The following is a 21,611-nucleotide window of genomic DNA, read 5'->3' on the forward strand; positions in this document are numbered from 1 at the left end:
GGGCTACTTAGCCTTTGTCTTGGCCGGAGCCTTCGCCTTAGCCGGAGCCTTCGCCTTAGCGGAGGCCTTGGCCGGGACAGCCTGACGGCGTTCCGCCTCCAGCCAGAACTCAAGATCGCGTCCCTCGGGTCGACCAGCCTCTTCCCACAGTTTGTAGGCAATATCCTTGACAGCGGAACTGGACATGGAAAGGGCTCCTTCAACGGAACGACAGGCGGAAACCATAGCGTAAACAGCGCGCCGCGCCAACAACCAGGGCGCTCCGTTCAAGCCCTCCCCTTGCCCTGGCCGCCATCCTCGGGAAAGATGACGCGGACAAGAGGAACCCAGGACATGACGGCCAGCCAATTCGCACCTCAGGCCCAACAGGCCTTTGCCGCCGCCGCCCAGGCTTATCGCGATGGGCGCATGGACGACGCCGCCCAGGGCTTCGCCACCGCCGCCCTGCTGGAGCCCGGCTGGAACTCGGCCCATGCCAATCTGGGCGCGGTCCTGCGCCGCCAGGGCAAGGCCGAGGCGGCGGTCGCTTGCTATCGCCGCGCCCTGTCCCTGGGGCCGGAGGATGCCGGAACGCTGTCCAATATGGGCAATGCGCTGCGCGACCTGGGGCAGTTGGAGGAAGGCGAGAAAGCCCATCGCCGGGCGGTGGCCCTGGCGCCCGACAGCATCAATTACCGCTATAATCTGGCCTTGCTGCTGCGCGACCGCCGCCTTCACGCGGAGGCCCGCGCCATGCTGGCGGAGTTGGCGGCGACCGAGCCCGATAATGCCGAGATTCAATGGGATCTGGCGCTTGCCGATCTTTATCTCGGCGATTACCAACGCGGCTTCGCGGGCTATGAGTGGCGTACCAAACTGGCCCGCAACCCGGTCCGCGATCATAAGGGGCCGCGCTGGAGCGGCGACGATCCGGTGGGCCGCACCATTTTGCTGCTGTCGGAACAGGGCTTCGGCGACGCCCTGCAATTCGCCCGCTATGTCCCCCTGCTGGCCGCGCGAGGCGCCAAGGTGGTGCTGGAATGCCTGCCCGAACAGGCCGAGCTGTTTGCCGGTCTGGACGGCGTGGTGGCCCTGGTGACCAAGGGATCGCCCCCGCCCGCCCACGATTGCTGGGCACCGCTGGCCAGCCTGCCCCATCTGCTGGACACCCGCTTCGACGCCATCCCCGCGCAGGTCCCCTACCTGTCCGCCCCGCCCCGTCCCAATCTGCGCCTAGTGCCGCCGCCGGGCCAGAAACTGGCGATAGGACTGGTCTGGGCGGGCAAGACGACGCCGCGCGACCGCTCCTGGCCGCTGGAGGAATTGGTGCCGCTACTTGCCGATCCGCGCGCCACCTTCTACTCGCTGCAACTGGGCCCGCGCGCCGGGGACCTGAGGCTCACGGGGCTGGACCGGCTGGTCCGCGACGCCGCTCCCGTGCTCAAATCCTTCGCCGATACCGCCCATGTGATGGAAAGCCTGGATCTGATCATCACCATCGACACGTCGGTGGCTCATTTGGCCGGAGCCCTGGGCCGCCCAGTTTGGGTGCTGTTGCGCTATGTTTCCGATTGGCGTTGGCAAGATGAACCGCTAACGTCTCCCTGGTACCCGACCATGCGGCTGTTCCGGCAGCCCACGCCCATGGATTTCAAGACACCGGTCGCCGAGATGGCCGCCGCACTGGCCTCACTCATCGACGCCCCCTTTCCCGACGCCCCCATTACCGACGAAAGACACTGACATGCGCATCGCCAAGGACACCGTCGTCACGCTCAGCTACCGTGTCACCGACACCGACGGCAACATCGTCGATGAGGGCGCCGAGCCCATCATCTACCTGCATGGCGGTTATGACGGCCTGTTCCCCCGGCTGGAAGCGGCCCTGGAGGGCAAGGAAGCTGGCCACGAACTGAACATCAAGCTGCAGCCCGAGGACGCCTTTGGTGAATACGACGCGGAACTGGTCAGCGTCGAGGACGCCGCCATGTTCCCCGCCAATGTGCAGGTCGGCATGCAGTTCGAGCGTGTCATGGACGGCAATCAGGACGAGGCCATGCTGTTCTCGGTCACTGACGTGGCCGACGGCAAGGTGGTGGTCGACGGCAACCATCCCCTGGCGGGAATGGCGCTGATCTTCGACTGTACGGTCGCCGATATCCGCGCCGCCTCGGCCGAGGAGGTCGAGCACGGCCACCCGCACTTCCCTGGCCACCACCATCACTAGGAAATTGTCATCCCGAGGCGAGAGCCGAGGGATCTCATCCTGACAGGACGGAGCAGACGGAGATTCCTCGGCTCCGCCTCGGAATGACAGACTGGAATCATTGACTCCGACCCGACGGAGAGTATCTTCGGGCCCCGTTTTCAGACCGCTTCAGCAGGAATCCGCCATGAGCTTCGCCGCCCTTGAAAAGACCATCGACGCCGCCTGGGAGGCCCGCGACGGCATCAATCTCCAGACCAAGGGAGAAGTGCGCGACGCCGTCGAGGCGGCGCTGGACGCCCTGGACGACGGCAAGCTGCGGGTGGCCGCCAAGGGCGCCGACGGCAAATGGGTGGTGAACCAGTGGCTGAAGAAGGCGGTACTGCTGTCCTTCCGCCTCAACGACAACAAGGTGATGGGCGAAGGCCCGTCCACCTGGTTCGACAAGGTTCCCACCAAGTTCGAGGGCTGGGACGATTCCCGCTTCCGCGCCGCGGGCTTCCGCGCCGTGCCGGGCGCCGTGGTGCGCCGTTCGGCCTATATCGCGCCGGGCGTGGTCTTGATGCCCAGCTTCGTCAATCTGGGCGCCCATGTGGATTCGGGCACCATGGTCGACACCTGGGCCACGGTCGGCTCCTGCGCTCAGATCGGCAAGAACGTGCATATCTCGGGCGGCGCCGGAATCGGCGGCGTGCTGGAGCCCTTGCAGGCCGGTCCGGTGATCATCGAGGACAACTGCTTCATCGGGGCGCGCGCCGAAGTGGCCGAGGGCGTCATCGTCGAGACCGGCGCGGTGCTGTCCATGGGCGTCTATATCGGGGCATCGACCAAGATCGTCGACCGCGAGACCGGTGAAGTGTTCATGGGCCGGGTTCCCGCCTATTCCGTGGTGGTGTCGGGCACCATGCCGGGCAAGGCGTTGCCCGACGGCACGCCGGGCCCCGGCCTCTACTGCGCCGTGATCGTCAAGCGCGTGGACGAGCGCACCCGTTCCAAGGTCGGCATCAACGAGCTGCTGCGCGACTGATGAACCTTTCCGATCCCGTCCAACTGGCCCAGGCCCTGATCCGCTGCCCCAGCGTCACTCCTGAGGATGCGGGGGCGCTGGACGTGCTGGCCGGGGCGCTGGAACGTCTGGGCTTTACCTGCCACCACATCCGCTCAAGCACCGGCGGGCCGGAGATCAGGAACCTCTATGCCCGTCTGGGCACCGAGGGCCCCAATCTCTGCTTCGCCGGTCACACCGATGTGGTGCCGCCCGGCAAGGGATGGACGTTGGAGCCCTTTGACGGCGGCATCGACCAGGGCCGCCTGTTCGGGCGCGGCAGCGCCGACATGAAGGGCGCCATCGGCTGCTTCGTGGCCGCCGTGGCGCGGATGTTGAAGGACGGCGCGCCCAAGGGCTCCATCTCGCTGCTGATCACCGGCGACGAGGAAGGCCCGGCTGTGGACGGCACGGTCAAGGTGCTGGACTGGCTGGCGGCGCGGGGAGAGCGTCTGGATTGCTGCATCGTGGGCGAGCCCACCAATCCGCGCAAGCTGGGCGACATGATGAAGATCGGGCGGCGCGGCAGCCTCAATTGCCGCCTGACCGTGTTCGGCACCCAGGGCCATTCGGCCTATCCCCATCTGGCCGACAATCCGATTCCGCGCCTGCTGGAAATCCTGCGTCTGCTGACCGAGGCGCCGCTGGACGAGGGCACGCCCCATTTCCAGGCCTCGACCCTGGCGCTGACCACCGTGGATGTGGGCAATCCCGCCACCAACGTCATTCCCGCCGAAGCCCGCGCCGGTTTCAACATCCGCTTCAACGACCTGCATTCCGGCGCCTCGCTGGGAAAGTGGATCAGGGAGATTGTCGCCAAGGCTGGCGGCGAGGTGGAGGCGAAAATCGAGGTGTCGGGCGAATCCTTCCTGACGCCGCCGGGCAAGCTGTCCGAGGCCATCGCCCAGGCCGCCTTCGAAGTCACGGGACTGACCCCGGAACTGTCCACCTCGGGCGGCACGTCGGATGCCCGCTTCATCAAGAATCACTGCCCCGTGGTGGAATTCGGGCTGGTCGGCCAGACCATGCACAAGTCCGACGAACATGTCGCCATCGCCGATATGGAAGCGCTGACCGAGATCTACCGTCGCGTCCTTGTCCGGCTGGCACCCGCGTCATGATCACCGCCGGCGAAATCATCGCCGGTGTCTTTGGTGCCTGGCGCCTGGCCCGGCGCGATCCCACCGGGCTGATCTGGTTCGATTCCAGCCCGCGCGGCTTCGTCAATTCCTTCTGGGGACCGGCGCTGATCCTGCCCGGCTTCCTGGTGCTGCAGACCCTGGACGGGACCTTCGAGACCGACCTGTTGCGGCCCCTGGCGGTGGAACTGATCGCCTATGTCATCGGCTGCGTCAGCTTTCCCCTGGCCATGAGCCACATCTCCGAGGGGTTGGAGCGCTCGCATCTCTATACCCGCTTCGTCGTCGCCTATAACTGGTCGCAGGTGATCCAGATGGCGGTGCTGCTGCCTGCCGGACTGCTGATCCATCTGGCGCCCAGTGACGGCATGGCCATGCTCAACATGGCAGCGACTATCGTGGTCCTGGTCTATCAGGCCTATGTGGCCCATCAGGCCCTGGACGTGAAACCCGCCAGTGCAGGATTGCTGGTCCTGCTGGACCTGTCGCTCGGCGCCCTGATCCAGATGATCGCCAACCGCCTGATGGGCGCATAAAAAAACGGGCCGCGTCCCGGCGGACACGGCCCGTTCATTTCACGTTGCGGGCAAGATGCCCGCGCTCCGTCCGATGGGAGCGCGGCCGTCCCGGCCGCATGTGAGCCTTACTTCGCGGCGGCGATGGCGGCGTCGTAATTGGGCTCCTGGGCGATTTCGGGGACCAGTTCGGCATAGGTCACCTTACCGCCCTTGATCACCACCACGGCGCGGGCCAGCAGACCGGCCAGGGGGCCGTCGACGATCTTGACGCCATAGCGCTCGCCAAAGCCCTTGTCGCGCATGTCGGACAGGGACTGGACCCGCTCTAGTCCTTCGGCGCCGCAGAAGCGCTTATGGGCGAAGGGCAGGTCGGCGGACACGCACAGCACCGCGACACTGCCCAGCTTGTCCAGCTCGGCATTGAAGCGGCGCACCGAGGCGGCGCAGGTGGGGGTGTCGATGCTGGGGAAGATGTTCAGGACGACGGTCTTTCCGGCCACCGCGTCCAGGCTCACATCGGCGAGATCGACGCCGGTCAGCGAGAAGGCGGGAGCGGCAGCCCCCACGGCCGGCAGTGAGCCGTTGGTGTTGATGGGATTGCCCTTAAGGGTGATGGCGGCCATGGCGGAACCTCTGGTCTTGTTTTTGGAAGGGTTCGACTTTGCCCCAGGCGCGCCCGGCAGGCAACCGATCCTCGACCTTGAACCAGAGAAATTTCAGCGGCGCTTGATGGCGCCCCACACCAGCAGCAAGGTGATGGGCGGAGCGCAGATCAGCAGAACGCGGTCCAATGCCACGGCAAACCCCCAACGTTCGCCGTTAAGCAAAAGCGCCTGCTTGCATTGATAGCGTTTCTGGAAACTGCCTTCGCAGCCCTTCATGCGTTCCTGCATGGCCTTGCCGGTGTGATTATCGAATATCTCTTCCGGCATATCGGCAATGAAGAATGTCCAGGTGGAAAATCCCAGCCACAGACAGCAGATCAGCGCGACCAGCAGATCGCCCAACTTGCGCCGCCGCTTCGGATCGGCCAGCCCGTCGGCAATGAAATCAGGCAAAAGGAGCGACATGGGCGGCATGGGTCTGGAATCCTTCGAACCGTCTCACGCTAGCATGACGCGGTTAAGGGACGATTAAATCCGATGCGATCACTCGGAATAATCTTTGAAAGCCATGGCGCGGGCGGGCTTGCCTCAGGCCTATTCCCTTTGCCGCGTACGGCCGATATTGTGTGCGAGATAAGAAATTCCTGCATTCTGACTGGGCTTGTCACAGCCTCAGGGGGGATTGGTGCGTTCAACCCAAATCCGGATCGTCGTCAGGCTGATCGCCGGTTTCTCCGCCATGCTCCTTCTTACCGTCGTCATGGCCGTCATGGCGGGGCGAAGCATGCTGATCATGGCGGATCTGGCCAACGAGCTCTACATCCACCCCTTTGCCGTCACCAACGCCTTGATCCAGGTCGAATCACAGATCAACGCCATTCGCGCCGCATCCCTGACCATGATCTACGGTCGATCGCCCAGCGATGTGCAGCGCATGCTGAGCCTGATCGCCATCCACGAGAACGAGATGGCCGCCAGCATGGCTGTGGTGAAGGGCCGCCATCTGGGCGATCCCGATGACGTCAACCGCCTGTCCAACGAACTCGCCCAGTGGAAGCAGATTCGCGACTTGAACTCCCTCTATTGCCAGACCGGGGAGTTCGATAAGGCCGCCGAGAATTTTTTGCACAACAGCGCGCCCCAGATCGCCCTCTTACGCCGCCATACAGCCGCCCTTTACGCCTTTGCCCAGGACAAGGCCGCTGAGTTCAACCACAGCATCGGCGACCGGCGCGATCAGGTCATCCGCGATATCCTCCTGACCCTCTTCGGTCTGCTGCTGCTGGGAGCGCTGCTGGCGCGGCTCATTACCCGCTCCATCGTGGTTCCGCTGGGCGAGTTGCGCGAAGCCATGCACCGTCTGGCGAACGGCGATCTGGACGCCCATATCCCCAACCGATCGCGGGTCACCGAGGTCAGCCGCATGGCGGCCGCCGTCGAGGTGTTCAAGCAGGCCGCCCTGCGCCTGGAGAGCGAGCGCTGGGTCAAGGACAACGTGGCGCGGCTGTCTCCCGCCCTGCAGCAGACCGAAACCATCGCCGAGTTCGCCGCCACGGCACTCGACTTCCTGGTGCCGCTATCGGGGGCAGGCGTCGCCGTCTTCCACGCCCGGCCAGGGGGCGCAACCCGATTCATCCGGGTCGCCGCCTGGGGCCTTGCCCCCGGATCCGACGGTTCCCCCGGCCTGACCTCCTTCGCTCCGGGCGAGGGCATCGCCGGTGAGGCGGCCCGCAGTGGAAATTCCATCCATATCGCGGCACCGCCCGAATCCTGGCTGCGCGTCGCCTCGGCCACGGGCATGGGGGCGCCCGCCGCCGTTCTGGCCGTGCCGGTGATGTCGCGCGGCGCGGCCCTGGCGGTCATGGAATTCGCCAGCTTCACCCCGTTCACCGACGATCAGCGGGCGGTGATCGAGGCGGCCCTGCCCATGCTGGCCCTCAATATCGAGATTCTGGAGCGCAATCTGCGCACCCGCGACCTCCTGGAGGAAAGCCAGGCCCAGGCGGAGGAACTGAAGGCCTCGGAGGAGGAGTTGCGCGCCCAGGGCGAGGCCCTTCAGGCGGCCAATGAGGAACTGCGCGTCTCGGAAGAGGAACTCAAGGTCCAGCAGGAAGCCCTGCAATCGGCCAATGAGGAACTGCGCCTCAACGCCGAGGCCTTGGAAGCACGCGGTCTGGCGCTGGAAGAGGCGCGGACCGAGGCCGACCGCCGCGCCATCGAGATCGAACAGGCCAGCCGCTACAAGTCCGAATTCCTGGCCAATATGAGCCATGAACTGCGCACCCCCTTGAACAGCGTCCTGATCCTGGCCCGCGACCTGGCCGATAACGAAACGGGCACTCTTTCGGATGATCAGGTGGAATCCGCCCGGATCATCCACGAAAGCGGCGCCCATCTTCTGGCGCTGATCAACGATGTCCTCGACCTGTCCAAGGTGGAGGCTGGCAAGATGAGCCTGGACCCGGTCACCATCGCCACGGCCGATCTGGCCCAGGTCATCCGCGGGCGCTTTGGCCCCGTCGCCGCCGACAAGGGGCTGGAATTCACGGTGGAATCCGCCCCCGACCTGCCCAGGACCATGAAGGCGGACCGCGGAAAAATCGAGCAGATCGCCAATAATCTGGTCAGTAACGCCATCAAGTTCACCCCCGAGGGCGGCGTCGCCGTGCGCCTTGCCCTTGACCATGACGGACAGGCCCTGGCCCTGTCGGTGGCCGATACCGGCATCGGCATCCTTCCCGAGGACCGCCAGAGGGTCTTCGCCGCCTTCGAGCAGGCCGACAGCAGCACATCGCGCCAGTTCGGGGGCACCGGCCTGGGCCTCACCATCTCGCGCCGTCTGGCCCGCCTTATGGGCGGCGACATCACCTTGGAGTCCAATGGCGATAGGGGCAGCGTCTTTACCCTGCTGATGCCCTTGGGCGGCCCGGTCCCGCAGCCAGCCCCTCCCCCTTGCGCCCCGGAACCTCCACCCGAATCCATCGCCGCGCCGCAAGCCGCCGAGGAAGCGCAGGCTGAGGAACCGCAGGCCGAGGGCAGGCTGCTTCTGGTCATCGAGGATGATCCCATTTTCCGCCGGGTGGTCTGCGACATGGCCAAGGCCAAGGGCTTTACCACCGTGACCGCCGAGGATGGCAAGAGCGGGCTGGATCTGGCCCGCCTGCGGCGACCCTGCGGCATCGTCCTCGATATCGGCCTGCCGGGCATGAGCGGCTGGGAGGTGATCGAGACCCTGCGCCGCCAGCCTGAAACCCGCGACATCCCGGTCCATGTCATCTCCGCCGGAGACGAGCGCGCCAAGGCCGCAGGCATGGGCACCGTCGGCCATCTGACCAAGCCCGTCAGCCGCGAGCAGATCAATAGCGCCTTCGAAGTTCTGCTGCGGGCCGGGAACACCCTGGACCGCCGCCGCCTGCTGCTGGTGGATGGCGATGGCGCCAGCCGGGCCTCCGTTCGCGAGACCCTGCTGGGCCTGAACCTGGACATCACCGTCGAGGAGACCGGAGAGCAGGCCTTAAAGCGGCTGGCGGAAGGGCCCTTCGACTGCATGGTCCTGGACCTTGCCCTGCCCGACATGCCTGGCGGAGAGTTCCTGGAACGGGCCGAGCGCACGCCGTCCGGCCTGCCGCCGGTCATCGTCTATTCCCGCCAGGAACTGAGCCAGGATGAAACGGTCCGCATTCAGGAGTTCACCGACAGCATCGTCATCAAGGGGGCGCGCTCGTCCGAGCGGCTGCTGGACGAGGTCGGCCTGTTCCTCCATGCCGTGGAAGCCAGGAAAAGCGGCAAGTCCAAATCCCCCACCCCCACCGAACCGGTGGACGGGATCCTGGCGGGCCGCACCGTCTTGCTGGTGGATGACGATATGCGCAACGCCTTCGCCCTGTCCAAGGTGCTGCGCACCAAGGGTTTGAAGGTGCTGATCGCCCAGGACGGAACCAAGGCGCTTAGCCAGTTGCGCTCGCGGTCCGACGTGGATCTGATCTTGCTGGACATCATGATGCCGGGCATGGACGGCTATCAGACCATGGGCGAGATCCGCAAGGACCCCCGCTACGCCCACCTGCCCATCATCGCCCTGACCGCCAAGGCCATGGCCGGGGACCGCGACCGCTGCCTGGCCTCGGGCGCCGACGACTATCTGACCAAGCCGGTGGATGTGGAGCTGCTGCGAAAGGCCATGGCGGGTCTGATGACGCGAGGCCATCATGCCGAGCCGGAGTGACGGCCTCAGGGCGCTAGAGGTCGATCTGTTCGTCGAGGCCCTGGCGCGGCGGCACGGCTATGATTTCAGCCAATACGCCAAGGCATCGCTGCGCCGCCGGGTCTCGGCCCTGGCCCAGAGCCTGGGCTGCGCCACCATCGCCGACCTGCTGCCCCGCGTCCTGCATGACGAGGCCTTGCTGCCCGCCATCCTCTCCACCCTGTCGGTGCCGGTCACCGAGATGTTCCGCGATCCCCTGGTGTTCCGCGCCATCGCCGAACGGCTGTTGCCGGTGCTGGCCACTTATCCCCGCCTGAACATCTGGCAGGCGGGATCGGCCACCGGCGAGGAGGCCTATTCCCTGGCCATCCTGCTCGAGGAGGCCGGGCTGCTGCAAAAGGCGCAGATCTACGCCACCGACATCAATGACACCGCCATTGCCAAGGCCGAGGAGGGTATCGTCTCGGCCGAGCACATCGCGCGCTACGAAGACGCCTACCGCAAGGCGGGCGGCAACAAGAGCCTGTCCCACTATTTCAGCCAGGGCTATGGCTTCGCCAAGATCAGCAGCGCCATCAAGGACCACATCTCATTCGCCCACCACAATCTGGTGTCGGATGGGGTATTCTGTGAAGTGAACATGGTCGTCTGCCGCAATGTCCTTATCTATTTCGACAAGAAGCTGCAGGACCATGTGCTGGGACTGTTCGGCTCCAGTCTGTCGCGGGGCGGCTTTTTGTGCCTTGGCCTGCGCGAGAATCTGGGAACTTCGGCCCATGCCCACCAGTTCATGGCCGTCGACCATGAGTTGCGCCTGTTCAGAAAAGCCGGAGGCTCGCAGTGAAACGGATCAGGGCGGTCGCCATGGGATGTTCGGCGGGGGGCATTGCCGCCCTGCACGACATTCTGCCCGCGCTGCCCGCCAACTTGCCCGTGCCGGTGATCATCGTCTGCCATTCCGGCCCCGCAGCCACCGATCTGCTGAGCGCCGCGATCCGCCGCGATTGCCGGTTGCCCGTGGCCGAGGCCCAGGAACGCAGCCCCGCCTTGCCCGGCCACATCCATGTGGCCCCGCCCGACTACCACCTGCTGATCGAACCCGACGGCACCTTCGCCCTGTCGGCCGAAGAGCGCATTCATAACGTGCGCCCCGCCATCGACGCCTTGCTGGAAACGGCGGCCGAGGCCTGGGGTGAGGAATTGCTGGCGGTCTTGCTGACCGGGGCCAATGAGGATGGCGCCCAAGGCATGGCCGCCGTCAAAGCAGCCGGTGGTCACTGCATCGTCCAGGACCCGTCGGATGCCGTGGCCGATGTCATGCCGCGCGCGGCCATCGCCAGGGGCGCCGCCGACTGGATCGCGCCGCTGGACCGCATCGCTTTCCTTATTACCTCGCTTTGCCAGGACAGCCGCCCATGACAGCGACCCTGCCCAAGATTCTGATCGTCGATGACACGCGAGCGAACCTGCTGGCGCTGCGCAAGATATTGAACAAGCTTCATGTGGAGGTGATCGAGGCGGTCAGCGGCAACGAGGCCCTGATCCACTGCCTCGAACACGATTTCGCCCTGGCCCTTCTGGACGTCAACATGCCCGGCATGGACGGCTATGAGCTGGCCGAGCTGATGCGGGGCGAGCCCCGGACCGCGCAGGTTCCCATCATCTTCGTCACCGCCGCCTATTCCGACGATATCCACCGCAACCGGGGTTATGACGTGGGCGCCGTGGAATATCTGCAAAAGCCCATCGACGACTTCATCCTGCGCTCCAAGGTGCGGGTGTTCATCGACCTTTTTCTCAGCCGCCGGGCGCTGGAGGCGGAACTGGCGCGCACCACCGCCATGAGCCAGGTTCTGCGGGAAAGCGAGGCCAGGCTGCACCACGCCGTGTCCGAAGCGCCCATTCCCATCATGATCCACGCCGAGGACGGAACGGTCACTCTGCTCAGCCGGGTGTGGAGCGAACTGACCGGCTATGGGCCCGAGGACATTCCCACCATCCAGGACTGGACCAGACGGGCCTATGGCGAACGCAGCGAAGAGAATCTGGCGCGGATACAAGCTTCCTACGGCATGAGCGGCCCACGCGCCGAGGGCGAACGCGAAGTCATTACCGCCAGCGGCGAGGTGCGCGTCTGGGATCTCCGCTCCGCCCCCATCGAGGCGCTGCCCGACGGACGGCGCCTCGTGATCAGCATGGCCATCGACGTCACCGACCGCTATCACGTGCAAGAGGAACTGGCTGGCAAGACCACGGAACTGGAACGCTCCAACGCCGATCTCGAGCAGTTCGCCTATGTGGCCAGCCACGATCTGCGCGAACCGCTGCGCATGGTCAATTCCTTCCTGGGCCTTTTGGACAAGAAATTCGGCTCAACCCTGCCCGACGACGCCCGCGAATACATCGCCTATGCCAAGGACGGCGCCAAGCGCATGGATTCGCTGATTCTCGACCTGCTGGAATATTCGCGCATCGGCCGCAAGGCTGTCCCGGATCAGGCCATCGACCTGAAACCGACCCTCGACACCGCCTTGTCCAATCTGGCCCTGGCCGTGGAGGAAAGCGGCGCCACCATCAATACGCCCGATACGATGCCCAAGCTTTGCGTCGATTCCGGAGAGTTCGTCCGGCTGTTCCAGAATCTGATCGGCAACGCCCTCAAATACCGCTCGCCCGACCGCGCGCCCGTGGTTTCCATAACCGCCGAGTTCAAGGGCAATGCCTGGGAGTTCCGCATCGCCGATAACGGCATCGGCATCGAGCCTCAATATTTCGACCGGGTCTTTCAGATCTTCCAGCGCCTGCACGCCCGGACCGAGACGTCGGGAACCGGCATCGGGCTCGCCATCTGTAAAAGGGTGGTCAGCCGCCATCGCGGCCGCATCTGGGTCGAATCGGTGCCGGGCGAGGGCTCGACCTTCTGTTTCACCATTCCGGCGGTGAAGGCGGGAGCGGCGTAAAAAGCGCCCCTTCATGTCATCCCGAGCCCATGCGAGGGATCTCATCCTGAAACGGCTTTTCAGAACCGCCACCAATGGTCCAGGCGGAGATCCCTCGGCTTGCGCCTCGGGATGACAGAGCCGATGCGTTCAGCGGAACAGCATCTTGGAAATCAGCACTTCCTTGGTCTGCTCGCAGCCGGGCTCCTTGCGCACCAGTTCAAGCATGGTCGCCTTAATCATGGGGGCCGGGTTGCCAGCCATGTATTCCTCGTAGGGAATACCGTTCAGCACCCTGCGCATCTTGTCCGAGATGACCTTCTCGGACAGCTTGGCCTCTTCGGGCACCAGCATCAGAAGGTCCACGGTGGACAGGTGGAAATTGCCGTAGGCGTCCCACAGTTCCAGGGCGATGGTGGGAATGCGGACATAGCGTTCGCCCTTGGCCGGGATGGGGAGCGGAGCGCTCTTGCCCTCCTTCTCCTTCTTCTTCTCTTCCTTCTTGTGTTCCTCGGCCAAGACCGCCGACGGCGCAAACCCCATGACGCCGATCATGCCCAGCACATGACGTCTGTTGATCATTTCATTCTTCCTCATGGGAGAGGATGACGGTGGCCTCGGCCAGTTCGGCACCCATGGCCCGGATATTGCCCAGCAGGGCATTGACGATGACCCGCACGCCCTTGGGCGCCTTCTCCAACTGCTCGGACAGCCGCTCCTTGCCGATGAGAACGCAGGCCGTCTCCTCCTCGGCCACCGCCGAGGCCATGCGCGGATGGTCGTCGATCAGCGCCATCTCGCCGAAAATGCCGCCCTGGGTGATGTCGCCGATATCCACCCGCTTGCCCTTGACCGTCTTGAACACCGAAACCCGGCCCGATTCCACCACATAGGCGGTGGTCCCCGGCTCGCCCTCGGCGAAGACGGTGGCGCCCTTGGGAAAAACCAGTCGGCGGGCGGAGTTGTTCATGAAGGACCTCGAGTTTAATCGACGCGGCGGATGGAGAAGTTCTTAGGCACCAGGATAGTGTTCTGGGGCGGCGCGATGCTGTCCAGACTGGGAAAGTCGATGGTGTAATGCAGGCCCCGGCTCTCGCGCCGACCCAGCGCCGAGCGGATGATCAGATCGGCCACCATGGACAGGTTGCGCAGTTCCAGCAGGTCGGAGGTGACGCGGAAGCTGCTGTAATACTCGTCGATCTCGTCTCTCAGCAGCTTGACCCTGTGGCGCGCCCGTTCCAGGCGCTTGGTGGAGCGCACGATGCCCACATAGTCCCACATGAAGCGGCGCAGTTCGTCCCAGTTATGGGCGACCACCACCTCTTCGTCGGAATCGGTGACCCAGGTCTCGTCCCATGGTGCGATCTCGGGAATGTCGGAAATGGTGCCGATCTTGCCCGCGATATCCTTGGCCGCCGCCGCACCCAGAACCAGGCATTCCAGCAGGGAATTGGACGCCATGCGGTTGGCGCCGTGCAGCCCCGTGAAGGCCACTTCGCCCACCGCGTAGAGATTATCCACGTCGGTGCGCCCCTCAAGATCGGTGAGCACGCCGCCACAGGTATAGTGGGCGGCGGGCACTACCGGCAAAGGCTCCCTGGTCATGTCGATGCCGAATTTCAGGGCCTCGGCATAGACGGTGGGGAAATGGGCCTTCACGAAATCCGCAGGCTTGTGGCTGATGTCGAGATAGACGCATTCACAGCCCAAGCGCTTCATCACGTCGTCGATGGCGCGGGCCACGATGTCGCGGGGCGCCAGTTCGCCTCTGGGATCGTACTCGTCCATGAAGCGGGTGCCGTCGGGACGCAGCAGCAATCCCCCCTCGCCCCGCACCGCCTCGGTCACCAGGAAGGATTTGGCCTTGGGGTGATAAAGGCAGGTGGGATGAAACTGGGAAAACTCCATATTGGCGACGCGGCAGCCCGCACGCCACGCCATGGCGATGCCGTCGCCGGTGGAACCGTCGGGATTGGAGGAATAGAGATAGACGCGCGAGGCGCCCCCGGTGGCCACCACCACATTGCGGGCGGCAAAGCGGTGGACGCGCCCGTCGCGGCGGTCCAGGGCATAGGCGCCGATACAGCGGCCCAGGCGCCCCTGGGGCAGCTTCTCGCGGATCAGGTCCACGGCGTTGTGATGCTCGAACAGATCGGCGCCGCTTTCGCGGATACGGCTTTCCAGCGCCAGTTCCACCGCCTTGCCGGTGGCGTCGGCCGAATGGACGATACGGCGGTGGGAATGGCCGCCCTCGCGGGTCAGGTGCAACTCCTCGCCCTCGCGATCGAACAGCACGCCGCATTGGATCAGCCAGCGGATGGCCTCGGGCGCGCCTTCCACCACCGAACGCACAGCGGATTCGACACAGATTCCCGCTCCGGCATTCAGCGTGTCGGCGATATGGGATTCGGTGGAATCGGCGGCGTCCAGCACGGCGGCGATGCCGCCCTGGGCATATTTTGTGCTGCCTTCGGAAAGGTCGTTCTTGGACAGCACGGCCACGCGGGCCTCGGGCCGGCGGGCCAGCACGTCCAAGGCCACCGAAAGCCCGGCGGCACCCGAGCCGATGACCAGCAGATCATAAGGGTTGGCCGTCTTGCTCATCTCAGCTCCAGTCCAGCCCGATATCGACCGCCGGGGCCGATTGGGTGATGCGTCCCACCGAGACGAAATCGACGCCAGTCTCGGCGATGGCGCGGATGGTCTCCAGCGTCACGCCGCCCGACGCCTCGGTCTTGGCCCGGCCCGCGACGATGGCGACGGCCTTTCGCAGAACGTCAGGCCCCATATTGTCGAGCAGCACGATATCGGCACCCGCCGCCACCGCCTCGGCCACCTGCTCCAGCGTGTCGCACTCGGCCTCGATATTGGGCCGTCCTTGCGATTTGGCCCGGCGCACCGCCTCGCCCACTCCGCCACAGACGGCGATATGGTTGTCCTTGATCAGCACGCCGTCATAAAGGCCCATGCGATGGTTCTTGGCCCCGCCGCACAGGGTGGCGTATTTGGACAGGCGGCGCAGGCCGGGAATGGTCTTTCTGGTATCGAGAAGTGTGCAGCCAGTGCCCTTGATACGCTCACTATACTGACTGGTCAGTGTGGCGATACCCGACAGCAATTGCAGCAGGTTGAGCGCGGTGCGCTCGGCCGTCAGCAGACCGCGCGCCGGGCCTTCCATCTCGGCCAACACGGTGCCCGCCTCCACCTTATCGCCGTCGGCGACTTTGGCGGTGAAGCGGGCCTCGGGCACCACCAGTCGGAAGACCTCTTGGGCCACCGGCATCCCGGCGATCACCATGGTATGGCGCGCCGCCATGACGCCGGTAAAGCGCAGATCGGCGGGAATCACCGAGGCCGAGGTGATGTCCTCGCCCTCGCCGCCTTTGTCCGCCCCCGTATCCTCGGCCAAGGCGGCGAGAATCACCCGCCGGGCGTCATCCCAGTCGACGTCAGGCCGCATTGGTCTTCTCACCCGACATGGGAACCGACTTGCTCATCTCCAGCATGCGCTCCAGCGGCTTCAAGGCCGCCACGCGCAGATCCTCGGGCACGGTAATGGCCGGGGCGTCGTTCTTCAGGCAGAGATAAATCTTCTCCAACGTGTTCTTGGCCATGAACGGACAGTTGGAACACGAACAGCCGCCATCGGCGCCGGGGGCGGGGATGAAGGTCTTGCCGGGCGCCGCCTTGCTCATCTGGTGGATGATGTGCTGTTCGGTGGCGATGATGAACTCCTGGGCCGGGCTGGCCAGCACAAAGTCCAGGATGTTGCGGGTCGAACCCACATGATCGGCATGGTTCAAGATACTGTCCGGGCATTCCGGATGGGCGGCCACCAGGGCCTTGGGGTGGCGGACCTTCAGCTTGACCAGTTCCTTCTCGGAGAACTGCTCGTGGATGATGCAGCTTCCCGGCCACAGGGTCATGTCGCGCCCGGTCTTCTTTTGCATATAGGCGCCCAGATGGCGGTCGGGGGCGAACAGGATCGGCCGGTCGGCGGGCAACTGGCGGATGATGGATTCGGCATTGGACGAGGTGACGATCACGTCGGACAGCGCCTTCACCTCGGCGGAACAGTTGATATAGGTGACGGCGATATGGTCGGGATGCTTTTCGCGAAAGGCGCGGAACGGCTCGGGCCGGCAGGATTCCTCGAGCGAGCATCCCGCCTCGGCATCGGGGATCACCACCAGCTTGGACGGCGACAGGATCTTGGCCACCTCGCCCATGAAGCGCACGCCGCAGAACACGATGACATCGGCATCGGTGGCCGCCGCCTTGCGCGACAGATCCAGGGAATCGCCGACGAAATCCGCCAGATCCTGAATCTCGCCTTCCTGGTAGTAGTGGGCGAGAATCACCGCATTGCGCTCCTTGCGCAGGCGGCCGATCTCGGCCACGAGGTCGAGGGTCGGATCGATATCGGCTTCGGTCATGGCACCGGCGGAAGGCAGGATAATGGTATCGGTCATCGGTCTGACTTTCTCCCAGGGGACGATTTCCCCCGCATCGCTTGAGGGGGAAGTAAAGGACGAATCGCACCGGCAAAGCAACCCTTCACCGCCCCCTAGAGGGTGCCGCAGGCATCCGCCCGGCAAGGGACAGAGACAAACCGGACCATCGCGCGTCAGATTTGACACTCGATGGTCCAAGACGGTTCATCCCCACCAGCGTTGTGTATAGGGGCTTATGACCACCGCGCGCTTCACTTAGAGTGACTTCGCGAGCATCATGGATTTGGGATGACGGATTGGATTTTGGCATGACGACTTTGGCTGGACGGACCACACAGGCCCAGAACACCGCCGCGTTGCCGCCTCTGGTGGTCGTCATCGAGGACGAGGCCATCGTACTGGCCGGTTATCAGATGTTGTTCGAAAGCTGGGGCTATCGTGTCGTCGCCGCCCAGTCAGCGGACGAGGCCGTCGAGCAGTTGGAGGAAGAGGGCGAGCCGCCCGCCTTCATCTTGTCGGATTTCCGCCTGCGCGACGGCCAGACGGGGACCGCTGCCATCAGCCTGCTGCGCAAATCCTTCGGCAAGTCCATCCCCGGCGCCGTGGTGACCGGCGACACCACCGTCACCGGCGAAGGCCTCAAACAGGCCGAGGCCGAGGGCACCCCCATCCTGCACAAGCCCGTTAACGGCCGTCAGCTTCAGGATATTCTGTCGCGCGCGCTGGGCTGACCAGGCGCCAAACCAGTTTCCGCCCCTCTTCCAGCACCAGCACCGAAGCCCCCAGCACCACCGCCACGATCCATTCCGTGGGGCCAAGGCCGGTGGTGTGGAACAGGGCCTGGGCCGGTGGCCAATGCACCGCCACCGCCTGCAACACCACGATACCGGCCAGAGCGCTCCACAGCTTGCCATTGGCCAGCGCTGCGCGGCCAAATGCGCTTTCCGTTCCCACCCGCGCATTGAAGACATTGAACACCTGGAACAGCACGAAGGTGGTGAAGGCCATGGTGCGGGCCCGGATAACATCCTCGCCACCGCCCTCCCACCACAGCACTCCCAGCGTGCCCGCCGCCATCAAAAGACCAAAGCCGAACAGGCGAACCAGCCGCGTCAAGGGCAGGATCGGGGCTTGGCGGCCACGGGGAGGCTGGTTCATCAGGCCGCTGCGGGCGGGGTCGAAGGCCAGGGCCATGGCGGGCGGACCGTCCATGATGATGTTGACCCATAGAATCTGGATGGGGCTGAACGGCACCGGCAGTCCGCACAGGGGCGCCAGCAGCACCGCCAGAAGGGCCCCCATATTGGTGGACAGTTGAAAGCGCACGAACTTCACGATGTTGTCGGTGATGACGCGGCCCTCGCGCACCGCGCCCACCACCGTGGAGAAATCGTCGGCGGTCAGCACCATGGCGGCGGCTTCGCGCGTCACGTCCGAGCCGGTTCTGCCCATGGCGACGCCGATATCGGCGGTGCGCAGCGCGGCGGCGTCATTGACCCCGTCGCCGGTCATGGCGGTGACCAGCCCACAGGCCTTCAGCGCCCGGACGATACGCACCTTATGTTCGGGCGTGACGCGGGCGAAGACGGCGATGCCCCTTACCCGTTCCGTCAGTTCCGCCTCGTCCATGGCATCCAACTGGGCGCCATCGACCACCTCGCCCTCCAATCCCAAGGCACGGGCCACCGCCGCCGCCGTCACACGGTGGTCGCCGGTGATCATCTTCACGGCGATCCCGGCGGCGCGGCAGGTCCTGATGGCATCGGCCACGCCGGGACGCGGCGGATCGGCCAGCCCGATCAGGGCGTACAGGGTAAGGCCGCTCAGGCCAGCCAACATATCCTCGCCCTCGGAAGCAGGCCGAGACGCCAGGGCAATGACTCGAAGGGCACGCCCCGCCATCGCCTCCATCCGTGTCACCAGTTCCCGGCGCAGGGCCTCGTCCAGCGGCTGGGGCCCGGTTTCTGTCAGGACCGAATCGCACAGATCCAGCACCCGGTCGGGTGCCCCCTTGACCGACAACAGACAGACCCCGCCAACCGTATCCAGGGTGGCCATCAGCTTTCGCCCGGAACTGAAGGGCAGTTCCGCCAGCCGCCGCCAATTCTTCATCGGCAGCGCCCCCGCCCGCTCGGCCAGCCGCAGCAAGGCCAGTTCGGTAGGATCGCCTACCGCCTCGCCGGTTTCGGCGTTGAGCCGGGCCTCGGTGCACAGCCCCGCCGGAGCCAGCGCCACTTCCAGACCGACCGGTCGGGTATCGGCGGCAAAGCCGTGGCCGCGCCCCATTGCCCAGGCTTCCAGGGCGGTCATCCGCCCCTGGGTCAGGGTCCCGGTCTTATCGGAGCAGATGACGCTGGTCGAGCCCAGGGTCTCCACCGCCGCCAGCCTTCGGACGACCGCGCCCTTGGCCGCCATGCGCACCATGCCCAAGGCCAAGGTGACGGTGACCACGGCGGGCAGGCCCTCGGGGATGGCGGCCACCGCCAGGGCGACCGCCGTCAGCACAACCTGGCCCAGGGGCTGACCGGAGAGCAGCCCCTGAATCAGGACGAAGCCCACCACCACCGCCGCAATGAGGCTGAGACGGCGCCCCAACTGGTCGAGACGGTTCTGCAGCGGAGTCGGGCCCTCCTCGGCGGCGTCCAGCAGGGCGGCGACCTTGCCCATCTCGGAATCCGGCCCGGTCGCGGTCACCACCATTTCGGCGCGGCCCCGCGTCAGCACCGAATTCATGAACAGCATGTTGATGCGCTCGGGCAACGGCACGCCGTCGTGGTCCAGCGCCGAGGTGATCTTGGCAACCGGTTCGGATTCTCCGGTCAGCGCCGCTTCGTCGGCCTCCACATCCTGGCCGTCCACCAGCCGCCCATCGGCGGGCACCCGGTCCCCGGCCTTGAGCAGGACCAGATCGCCGGGCACCAGATCCTCGGCACCGATCACCGCCTCTCCGGCGGCGCGGCGCACCCGCGCCTTCTGGGCCAGCATGGCCTTCAACGCACCCAGCATGCGTCCTGCCCGGCGTTCCTGGGCATAGCCGAGAGTGGCATTGAACAGTGTAACCGCCAGCACCACCACCATATCGGTGGTGTCGCCCACCAGCCCGGCCAGCACACCGGCCCCCAGCAGCATCAAGGTCAGCAGATTGCGGAACTGATCAAGAAAAACCGCCCAGGCGGGCCTGGGCGGTTTTTCTGGAAGACGGTTGAACCCGAATGTCTGGCGACGCGCCCGGATCTCGGTCTCGGCAAGGCCTTGGACCCCGCATCCGTGGCGGGCACGGATCTCATCCGCGCCAAGCCTGTACCAGAGGACCTCGGCGTCAGACGGCGGCATCGGGGGCCGTCAGCCCCAGATGCGAAGCCGCCACCACCGCACGGGTGCGGTTGTTGACGTTAAGCGCCTTCAAGATGGCGGTCACATGCAGCTTGACCGTTCCCTCGGCCAATTCCAGCACGCGGGCGATTTCCTTGTTGGACTTGCCTTGGCCCAGAAGGGCCAGCACTTCGCGCTGGCGCGGCGTCAGCGCGGCGATGGCCGATTCGCCAGCCACCGGGGCGCCGTCATCGCCGCCCGGCCCGCTTTGATCCAGCAGCGCCGGCGGCAGATAGACGCCGCCCGACAGCACCAGTTGCAGCGCCGACAGCATGACCCGCGACGACGAGGTCTTGGGAATGAAGCCCGCGGCCCCCATATTGACCGCCTGCAGCACATGGCGGCGGTCATCCGAGGCCGACAGGACGATCAGCGGCACTTCAGAGGGCAACAATTCCTTGAGCTTGGCCAAACCTTCGGCCCAGGCCATGCCAGGCATGGTGAGGTCGAGAAGGACGATGTCGATGTCCTTCTGGGTTTGAACAGCCGCTATGGCCTGGTGAAAATCGCTGGCCTCGATGATCGTGGGCGGTCCTTCGAACTGATCGAGGACATGGCGGAGCCCGTCACGAAACAGTTCATGGTCATCGGCGATAAGAATCTTCATCTCGTCCCCACCATGCATCTCCCGGCTGTATGAAACGCCGTTGCCCATCCGCGCCATGGTGGCAAGAATAAGGCTTCGTCGCCATGAAAAAATTTGCAACCCACCACAACTTTCGTCGCAGGTAAAACCGTACATCCCAGCGAGGGTCCCTGGCGTTTCCGCCCGACTTCCAGTATGGTCCGCCGCCATGAGCACGCCCACAACCATCTATCATGTATGCCGTCGAAGCGAGTGGCAATATGCCCAGACGACAGGGGTATATGGCGGATCGTCCCAGGACGAGGCCGACGGCTTCATCCATTTCTCCGGCCCCACCCAGGTCAAGGCCAGCGTTGCCAAGCATCGGGCCGGGCAGGACGGGCTGGTAATCATCGCCGTGGCAACGCCGTCCTTGGGCCCCGCCCTGAAGTGGGAAGTGTCGCGCGGCGGCCAGTTGTTCCCCCATCTTTACGGCCCTTTGCCGCTGTCTGCGGTGATTTGGGCTGCCGATCTGCCGCTTGGCCCGGACGGCAGTCACGTTTTTCCAGCCATCGAGGACTGACC

At 65.1% G+C, this 21,611-nt stretch carries 21 protein-coding genes; 11 read left to right on the forward strand and 10 right to left on the reverse strand.

The genetic code is table 11. The features are described 5' to 3' along the window. Positions 1–3 precede the first annotated feature (3 nt). A complete protein-coding gene (locus CCC_RS20070) occupies positions 4–186 on the reverse strand; it encodes a DUF2934 domain-containing protein (protein ID WP_041042875.1) in 183 nt (60 codons plus the stop codon). A gap of 147 nt (positions 187–333) precedes the next feature. On the opposite strand from CCC_RS20070, the gene CCC_RS20075 reads away from it, so the two are divergent. From CCC_RS20075 to CCC_RS20095, 5 genes are all read left to right on the forward strand, one after another. Continuing rightward, complete coding sequence (locus tag CCC_RS20075; RefSeq protein ID WP_009869382.1) at positions 334–1,722, forward strand: tetratricopeptide repeat protein; 1,389 nt, start codon at positions 334–336, stop codon at positions 1,720–1,722. Position 1,723: 1 nt separating this feature from the next. Then, positions 1,724–2,206 (forward strand): FKBP-type peptidyl-prolyl cis-trans isomerase, encoded by a 483-nt coding sequence (locus CCC_RS20080; RefSeq protein WP_009869381.1) that lies wholly within the window; start codon positions 1,724–1,726, stop codon positions 2,204–2,206. Between the two features lie 166 nt (positions 2,207–2,372). Beyond that, a complete protein-coding gene (gene dapD, locus CCC_RS20085; RefSeq protein ID WP_009869380.1) occupies positions 2,373–3,212 on the forward strand; it encodes a 2,3,4,5-tetrahydropyridine-2,6-dicarboxylate N-succinyltransferase in 840 nt (279 codons plus the stop codon). Further along, positions 3,212–4,351 (forward strand): succinyl-diaminopimelate desuccinylase, encoded by a 1,140-nt coding sequence (gene dapE / locus CCC_RS20090; protein WP_009869379.1) that lies wholly within the window; start codon positions 3,212–3,214, stop codon positions 4,349–4,351. The genes dapD and dapE overlap by 1 nt, the downstream gene beginning before the upstream one ends. After that, positions 4,348–4,905: a hypothetical protein gene (locus CCC_RS20095; RefSeq protein ID WP_009869378.1), complete on the forward strand. Its 558-nt coding sequence runs from the start codon at positions 4,348–4,350 to the stop codon at positions 4,903–4,905. Before dapE ends, CCC_RS20095 begins: the two co-directional genes overlap by 4 nt. Before the next feature lie 107 nt (positions 4,906–5,012). On the opposite strand, the gene tpx is transcribed toward CCC_RS20095, so the two are convergent. Both tpx and CCC_RS20105 read right to left on the reverse strand, forming a co-directional pair. Next, entirely contained in the window at positions 5,013–5,510 is a 498-nt protein-coding gene (gene tpx / locus CCC_RS20100; protein ID WP_009869377.1) for a thiol peroxidase, read from the reverse strand. A gap of 93 nt (positions 5,511–5,603) precedes the next feature. Beyond that, positions 5,604–5,966, reverse strand: a complete 363-nt coding sequence (locus CCC_RS20105; RefSeq protein WP_009869376.1) for a hypothetical protein — start codon at positions 5,964–5,966, stop codon at positions 5,604–5,606. Positions 5,967–6,177: 211 nt separating this feature from the next. On the opposite strand from CCC_RS20105, the gene CCC_RS20110 reads away from it, so the two are divergent. Genes CCC_RS20110 through CCC_RS21405 form a run of 4 tightly spaced genes read left to right on the forward strand, consistent with a single transcriptional unit; the run spans position 6,178 to position 12,656 of the window. Next, on the forward strand, positions 6,178–9,717 hold the full coding sequence (locus CCC_RS20110; RefSeq protein WP_009869375.1) for a response regulator: 3,540 nt from the start codon (positions 6,178–6,180) through the stop codon (positions 9,715–9,717). Then, on the forward strand, positions 9,701–10,540 hold the full coding sequence (locus CCC_RS20115; RefSeq protein ID WP_009869374.1) for a CheR family methyltransferase: 840 nt from the start codon (positions 9,701–9,703) through the stop codon (positions 10,538–10,540). The genes CCC_RS20110 and CCC_RS20115 overlap by 17 nt, the downstream gene beginning before the upstream one ends. After that, on the forward strand, positions 10,537–11,115 hold the full coding sequence (locus CCC_RS20120) for a chemotaxis protein CheB (protein WP_009869373.1): 579 nt from the start codon (positions 10,537–10,539) through the stop codon (positions 11,113–11,115). The genes CCC_RS20115 and CCC_RS20120 overlap by 4 nt, the downstream gene beginning before the upstream one ends. Continuing rightward, positions 11,112–12,656: a sensor histidine kinase gene (locus CCC_RS21405; protein ID WP_052473406.1), complete on the forward strand. Its 1,545-nt coding sequence runs from the start codon at positions 11,112–11,114 to the stop codon at positions 12,654–12,656. Before CCC_RS20120 ends, CCC_RS21405 begins: the two co-directional genes overlap by 4 nt. 129 nt (positions 12,657–12,785) lie before the next feature. On the opposite strand, the gene CCC_RS20130 is transcribed toward CCC_RS21405, so the two are convergent. From CCC_RS20130 to nadA, 5 genes are read right to left on the reverse strand one after another with little or no spacing between them, the layout of a single operon-like run. After that, positions 12,786–13,217 (reverse strand): hypothetical protein, encoded by a 432-nt coding sequence (locus CCC_RS20130; RefSeq protein WP_041042877.1) that lies wholly within the window; start codon positions 13,215–13,217, stop codon positions 12,786–12,788. A gap of 1 nt (position 13,218) precedes the next feature. Next, a complete protein-coding gene (locus CCC_RS20135) occupies positions 13,219–13,605 on the reverse strand; it encodes a Crp/Fnr family transcriptional regulator (protein WP_009869369.1) in 387 nt (128 codons plus the stop codon). A 14-nt stretch (positions 13,606–13,619) separates the two neighbouring features. Then, positions 13,620–15,239: an L-aspartate oxidase gene (gene nadB, locus CCC_RS20140; protein ID WP_041042879.1), complete on the reverse strand. Its 1,620-nt coding sequence runs from the start codon at positions 15,237–15,239 to the stop codon at positions 13,620–13,622. Position 15,240: 1 nt separating this feature from the next. Continuing rightward, positions 15,241–16,095: a carboxylating nicotinate-nucleotide diphosphorylase gene (gene nadC / locus CCC_RS20145; RefSeq protein ID WP_009866883.1), complete on the reverse strand. Its 855-nt coding sequence runs from the start codon at positions 16,093–16,095 to the stop codon at positions 15,241–15,243. Continuing rightward, positions 16,085–17,107, reverse strand: a complete 1,023-nt coding sequence (gene nadA / locus CCC_RS20150) for a quinolinate synthase NadA (RefSeq protein WP_201773322.1) — start codon at positions 17,105–17,107, stop codon at positions 16,085–16,087. Before nadA ends, nadC begins: the two co-directional genes overlap by 11 nt. Before the next feature lie 290 nt (positions 17,108–17,397). Between nadA and CCC_RS20155 the strand changes: the two genes are divergently transcribed. Further along, positions 17,398–17,820: a response regulator gene (locus CCC_RS20155; RefSeq protein ID WP_009868864.1), complete on the forward strand. Its 423-nt coding sequence runs from the start codon at positions 17,398–17,400 to the stop codon at positions 17,818–17,820. On the opposite strand, the gene CCC_RS20160 is transcribed toward CCC_RS20155, so the two are convergent. Together CCC_RS20160 and CCC_RS20165 are read right to left on the reverse strand one after the other, a co-directional pair. Next, complete coding sequence (locus CCC_RS20160; RefSeq protein WP_052473407.1) at positions 17,774–20,422, reverse strand: cation-translocating P-type ATPase; 2,649 nt, start codon at positions 20,420–20,422, stop codon at positions 17,774–17,776. The genes CCC_RS20155 and CCC_RS20160 overlap by 47 nt on opposite strands. Further along, positions 20,409–21,068 (reverse strand): response regulator, encoded by a 660-nt coding sequence (locus tag CCC_RS20165; protein WP_041042883.1) that lies wholly within the window; start codon positions 21,066–21,068, stop codon positions 20,409–20,411. Before CCC_RS20165 ends, CCC_RS20160 begins: the two co-directional genes overlap by 14 nt. 187 nt (positions 21,069–21,255) lie before the next feature. Between CCC_RS20165 and CCC_RS20170 the strand changes: the two genes are divergently transcribed. Continuing rightward, positions 21,256–21,609 carry a DUF952 domain-containing protein gene (locus CCC_RS20170; protein ID WP_009868867.1) on the forward strand — a complete coding sequence of 118 codons (354 nt, stop codon included), beginning with the start codon at positions 21,256–21,258 and terminating at the stop codon, positions 21,607–21,609. Positions 21,610–21,611: the final 2 nt, after the last annotated feature.

The organism is Paramagnetospirillum magnetotacticum MS-1 (assembly GCF_000829825.1).
GTDB classification, from domain to species: domain Bacteria; phylum Pseudomonadota; class Alphaproteobacteria; order Rhodospirillales; family Magnetospirillaceae; genus Phaeospirillum; species Phaeospirillum magnetotacticum.

Bases quoted from the DNA above. Each gene is read 5' to 3' on its own strand.
- CCC_RS20170 (WP_009868867.1), top strand. From the start codon at position 21,256: ATGAGCACGCCCACAACCATCTATCATGTATGCCGTCGAAGCGAGTGG.
- CCC_RS20130 (WP_041042877.1), bottom strand. From the start codon at position 13,217: ATGATCAACAGACGTCATGTGCTGGGCATGATCGGCGTCATGGGGTTT.
- nadB (WP_041042879.1), bottom strand. From the start codon at position 15,239: ATGAGCAAGACGGCCAACCCTTATGATCTGCTGGTCATCGGCTCGGGT.
- CCC_RS20155 (WP_009868864.1), top strand. From the start codon at position 17,398: ATGACGACTTTGGCTGGACGGACCACACAGGCCCAGAACACCGCCGCG.
- CCC_RS20165 (WP_041042883.1), bottom strand. From the start codon at position 21,068: ATGAAGATTCTTATCGCCGATGACCATGAACTGTTTCGTGACGGGCTC.
- CCC_RS20105 (WP_009869376.1), bottom strand. From the start codon at position 5,966: ATGCCGCCCATGTCGCTCCTTTTGCCTGATTTCATTGCCGACGGGCTG.
- CCC_RS20135 (WP_009869369.1), bottom strand. From the start codon at position 13,605: ATGAACAACTCCGCCCGCCGACTGGTTTTTCCCAAGGGCGCCACCGTC.
- CCC_RS21405 (WP_052473406.1), top strand. From the start codon at position 11,112: ATGACAGCGACCCTGCCCAAGATTCTGATCGTCGATGACACGCGAGCG.
- dapE (WP_009869379.1), top strand. From the start codon at position 3,212: ATGAACCTTTCCGATCCCGTCCAACTGGCCCAGGCCCTGATCCGCTGC.
- CCC_RS20075 (WP_009869382.1), top strand. From the start codon at position 334: ATGACGGCCAGCCAATTCGCACCTCAGGCCCAACAGGCCTTTGCCGCC.
- nadA (WP_201773322.1), bottom strand. From the start codon at position 17,107: ATGACCGATACCATTATCCTGCCTTCCGCCGGTGCCATGACCGAAGCC.
- CCC_RS20070 (WP_041042875.1), bottom strand. From the start codon at position 186: ATGTCCAGTTCCGCTGTCAAGGATATTGCCTACAAACTGTGGGAAGAG.
- CCC_RS20160 (WP_052473407.1), bottom strand. From the start codon at position 20,422: ATGCCGCCGTCTGACGCCGAGGTCCTCTGGTACAGGCTTGGCGCGGAT.
- CCC_RS20080 (WP_009869381.1), top strand. From the start codon at position 1,724: ATGCGCATCGCCAAGGACACCGTCGTCACGCTCAGCTACCGTGTCACC.
- dapD (WP_009869380.1), top strand. From the start codon at position 2,373: ATGAGCTTCGCCGCCCTTGAAAAGACCATCGACGCCGCCTGGGAGGCC.
- nadC (WP_009866883.1), bottom strand. From the start codon at position 16,095: ATGCGGCCTGACGTCGACTGGGATGACGCCCGGCGGGTGATTCTCGCC.
- tpx (WP_009869377.1), bottom strand. From the start codon at position 5,510: ATGGCCGCCATCACCCTTAAGGGCAATCCCATCAACACCAACGGCTCA.
- CCC_RS20115 (WP_009869374.1), top strand. From the start codon at position 9,701: ATGCCGAGCCGGAGTGACGGCCTCAGGGCGCTAGAGGTCGATCTGTTC.
- CCC_RS20095 (WP_009869378.1), top strand. From the start codon at position 4,348: ATGATCACCGCCGGCGAAATCATCGCCGGTGTCTTTGGTGCCTGGCGC.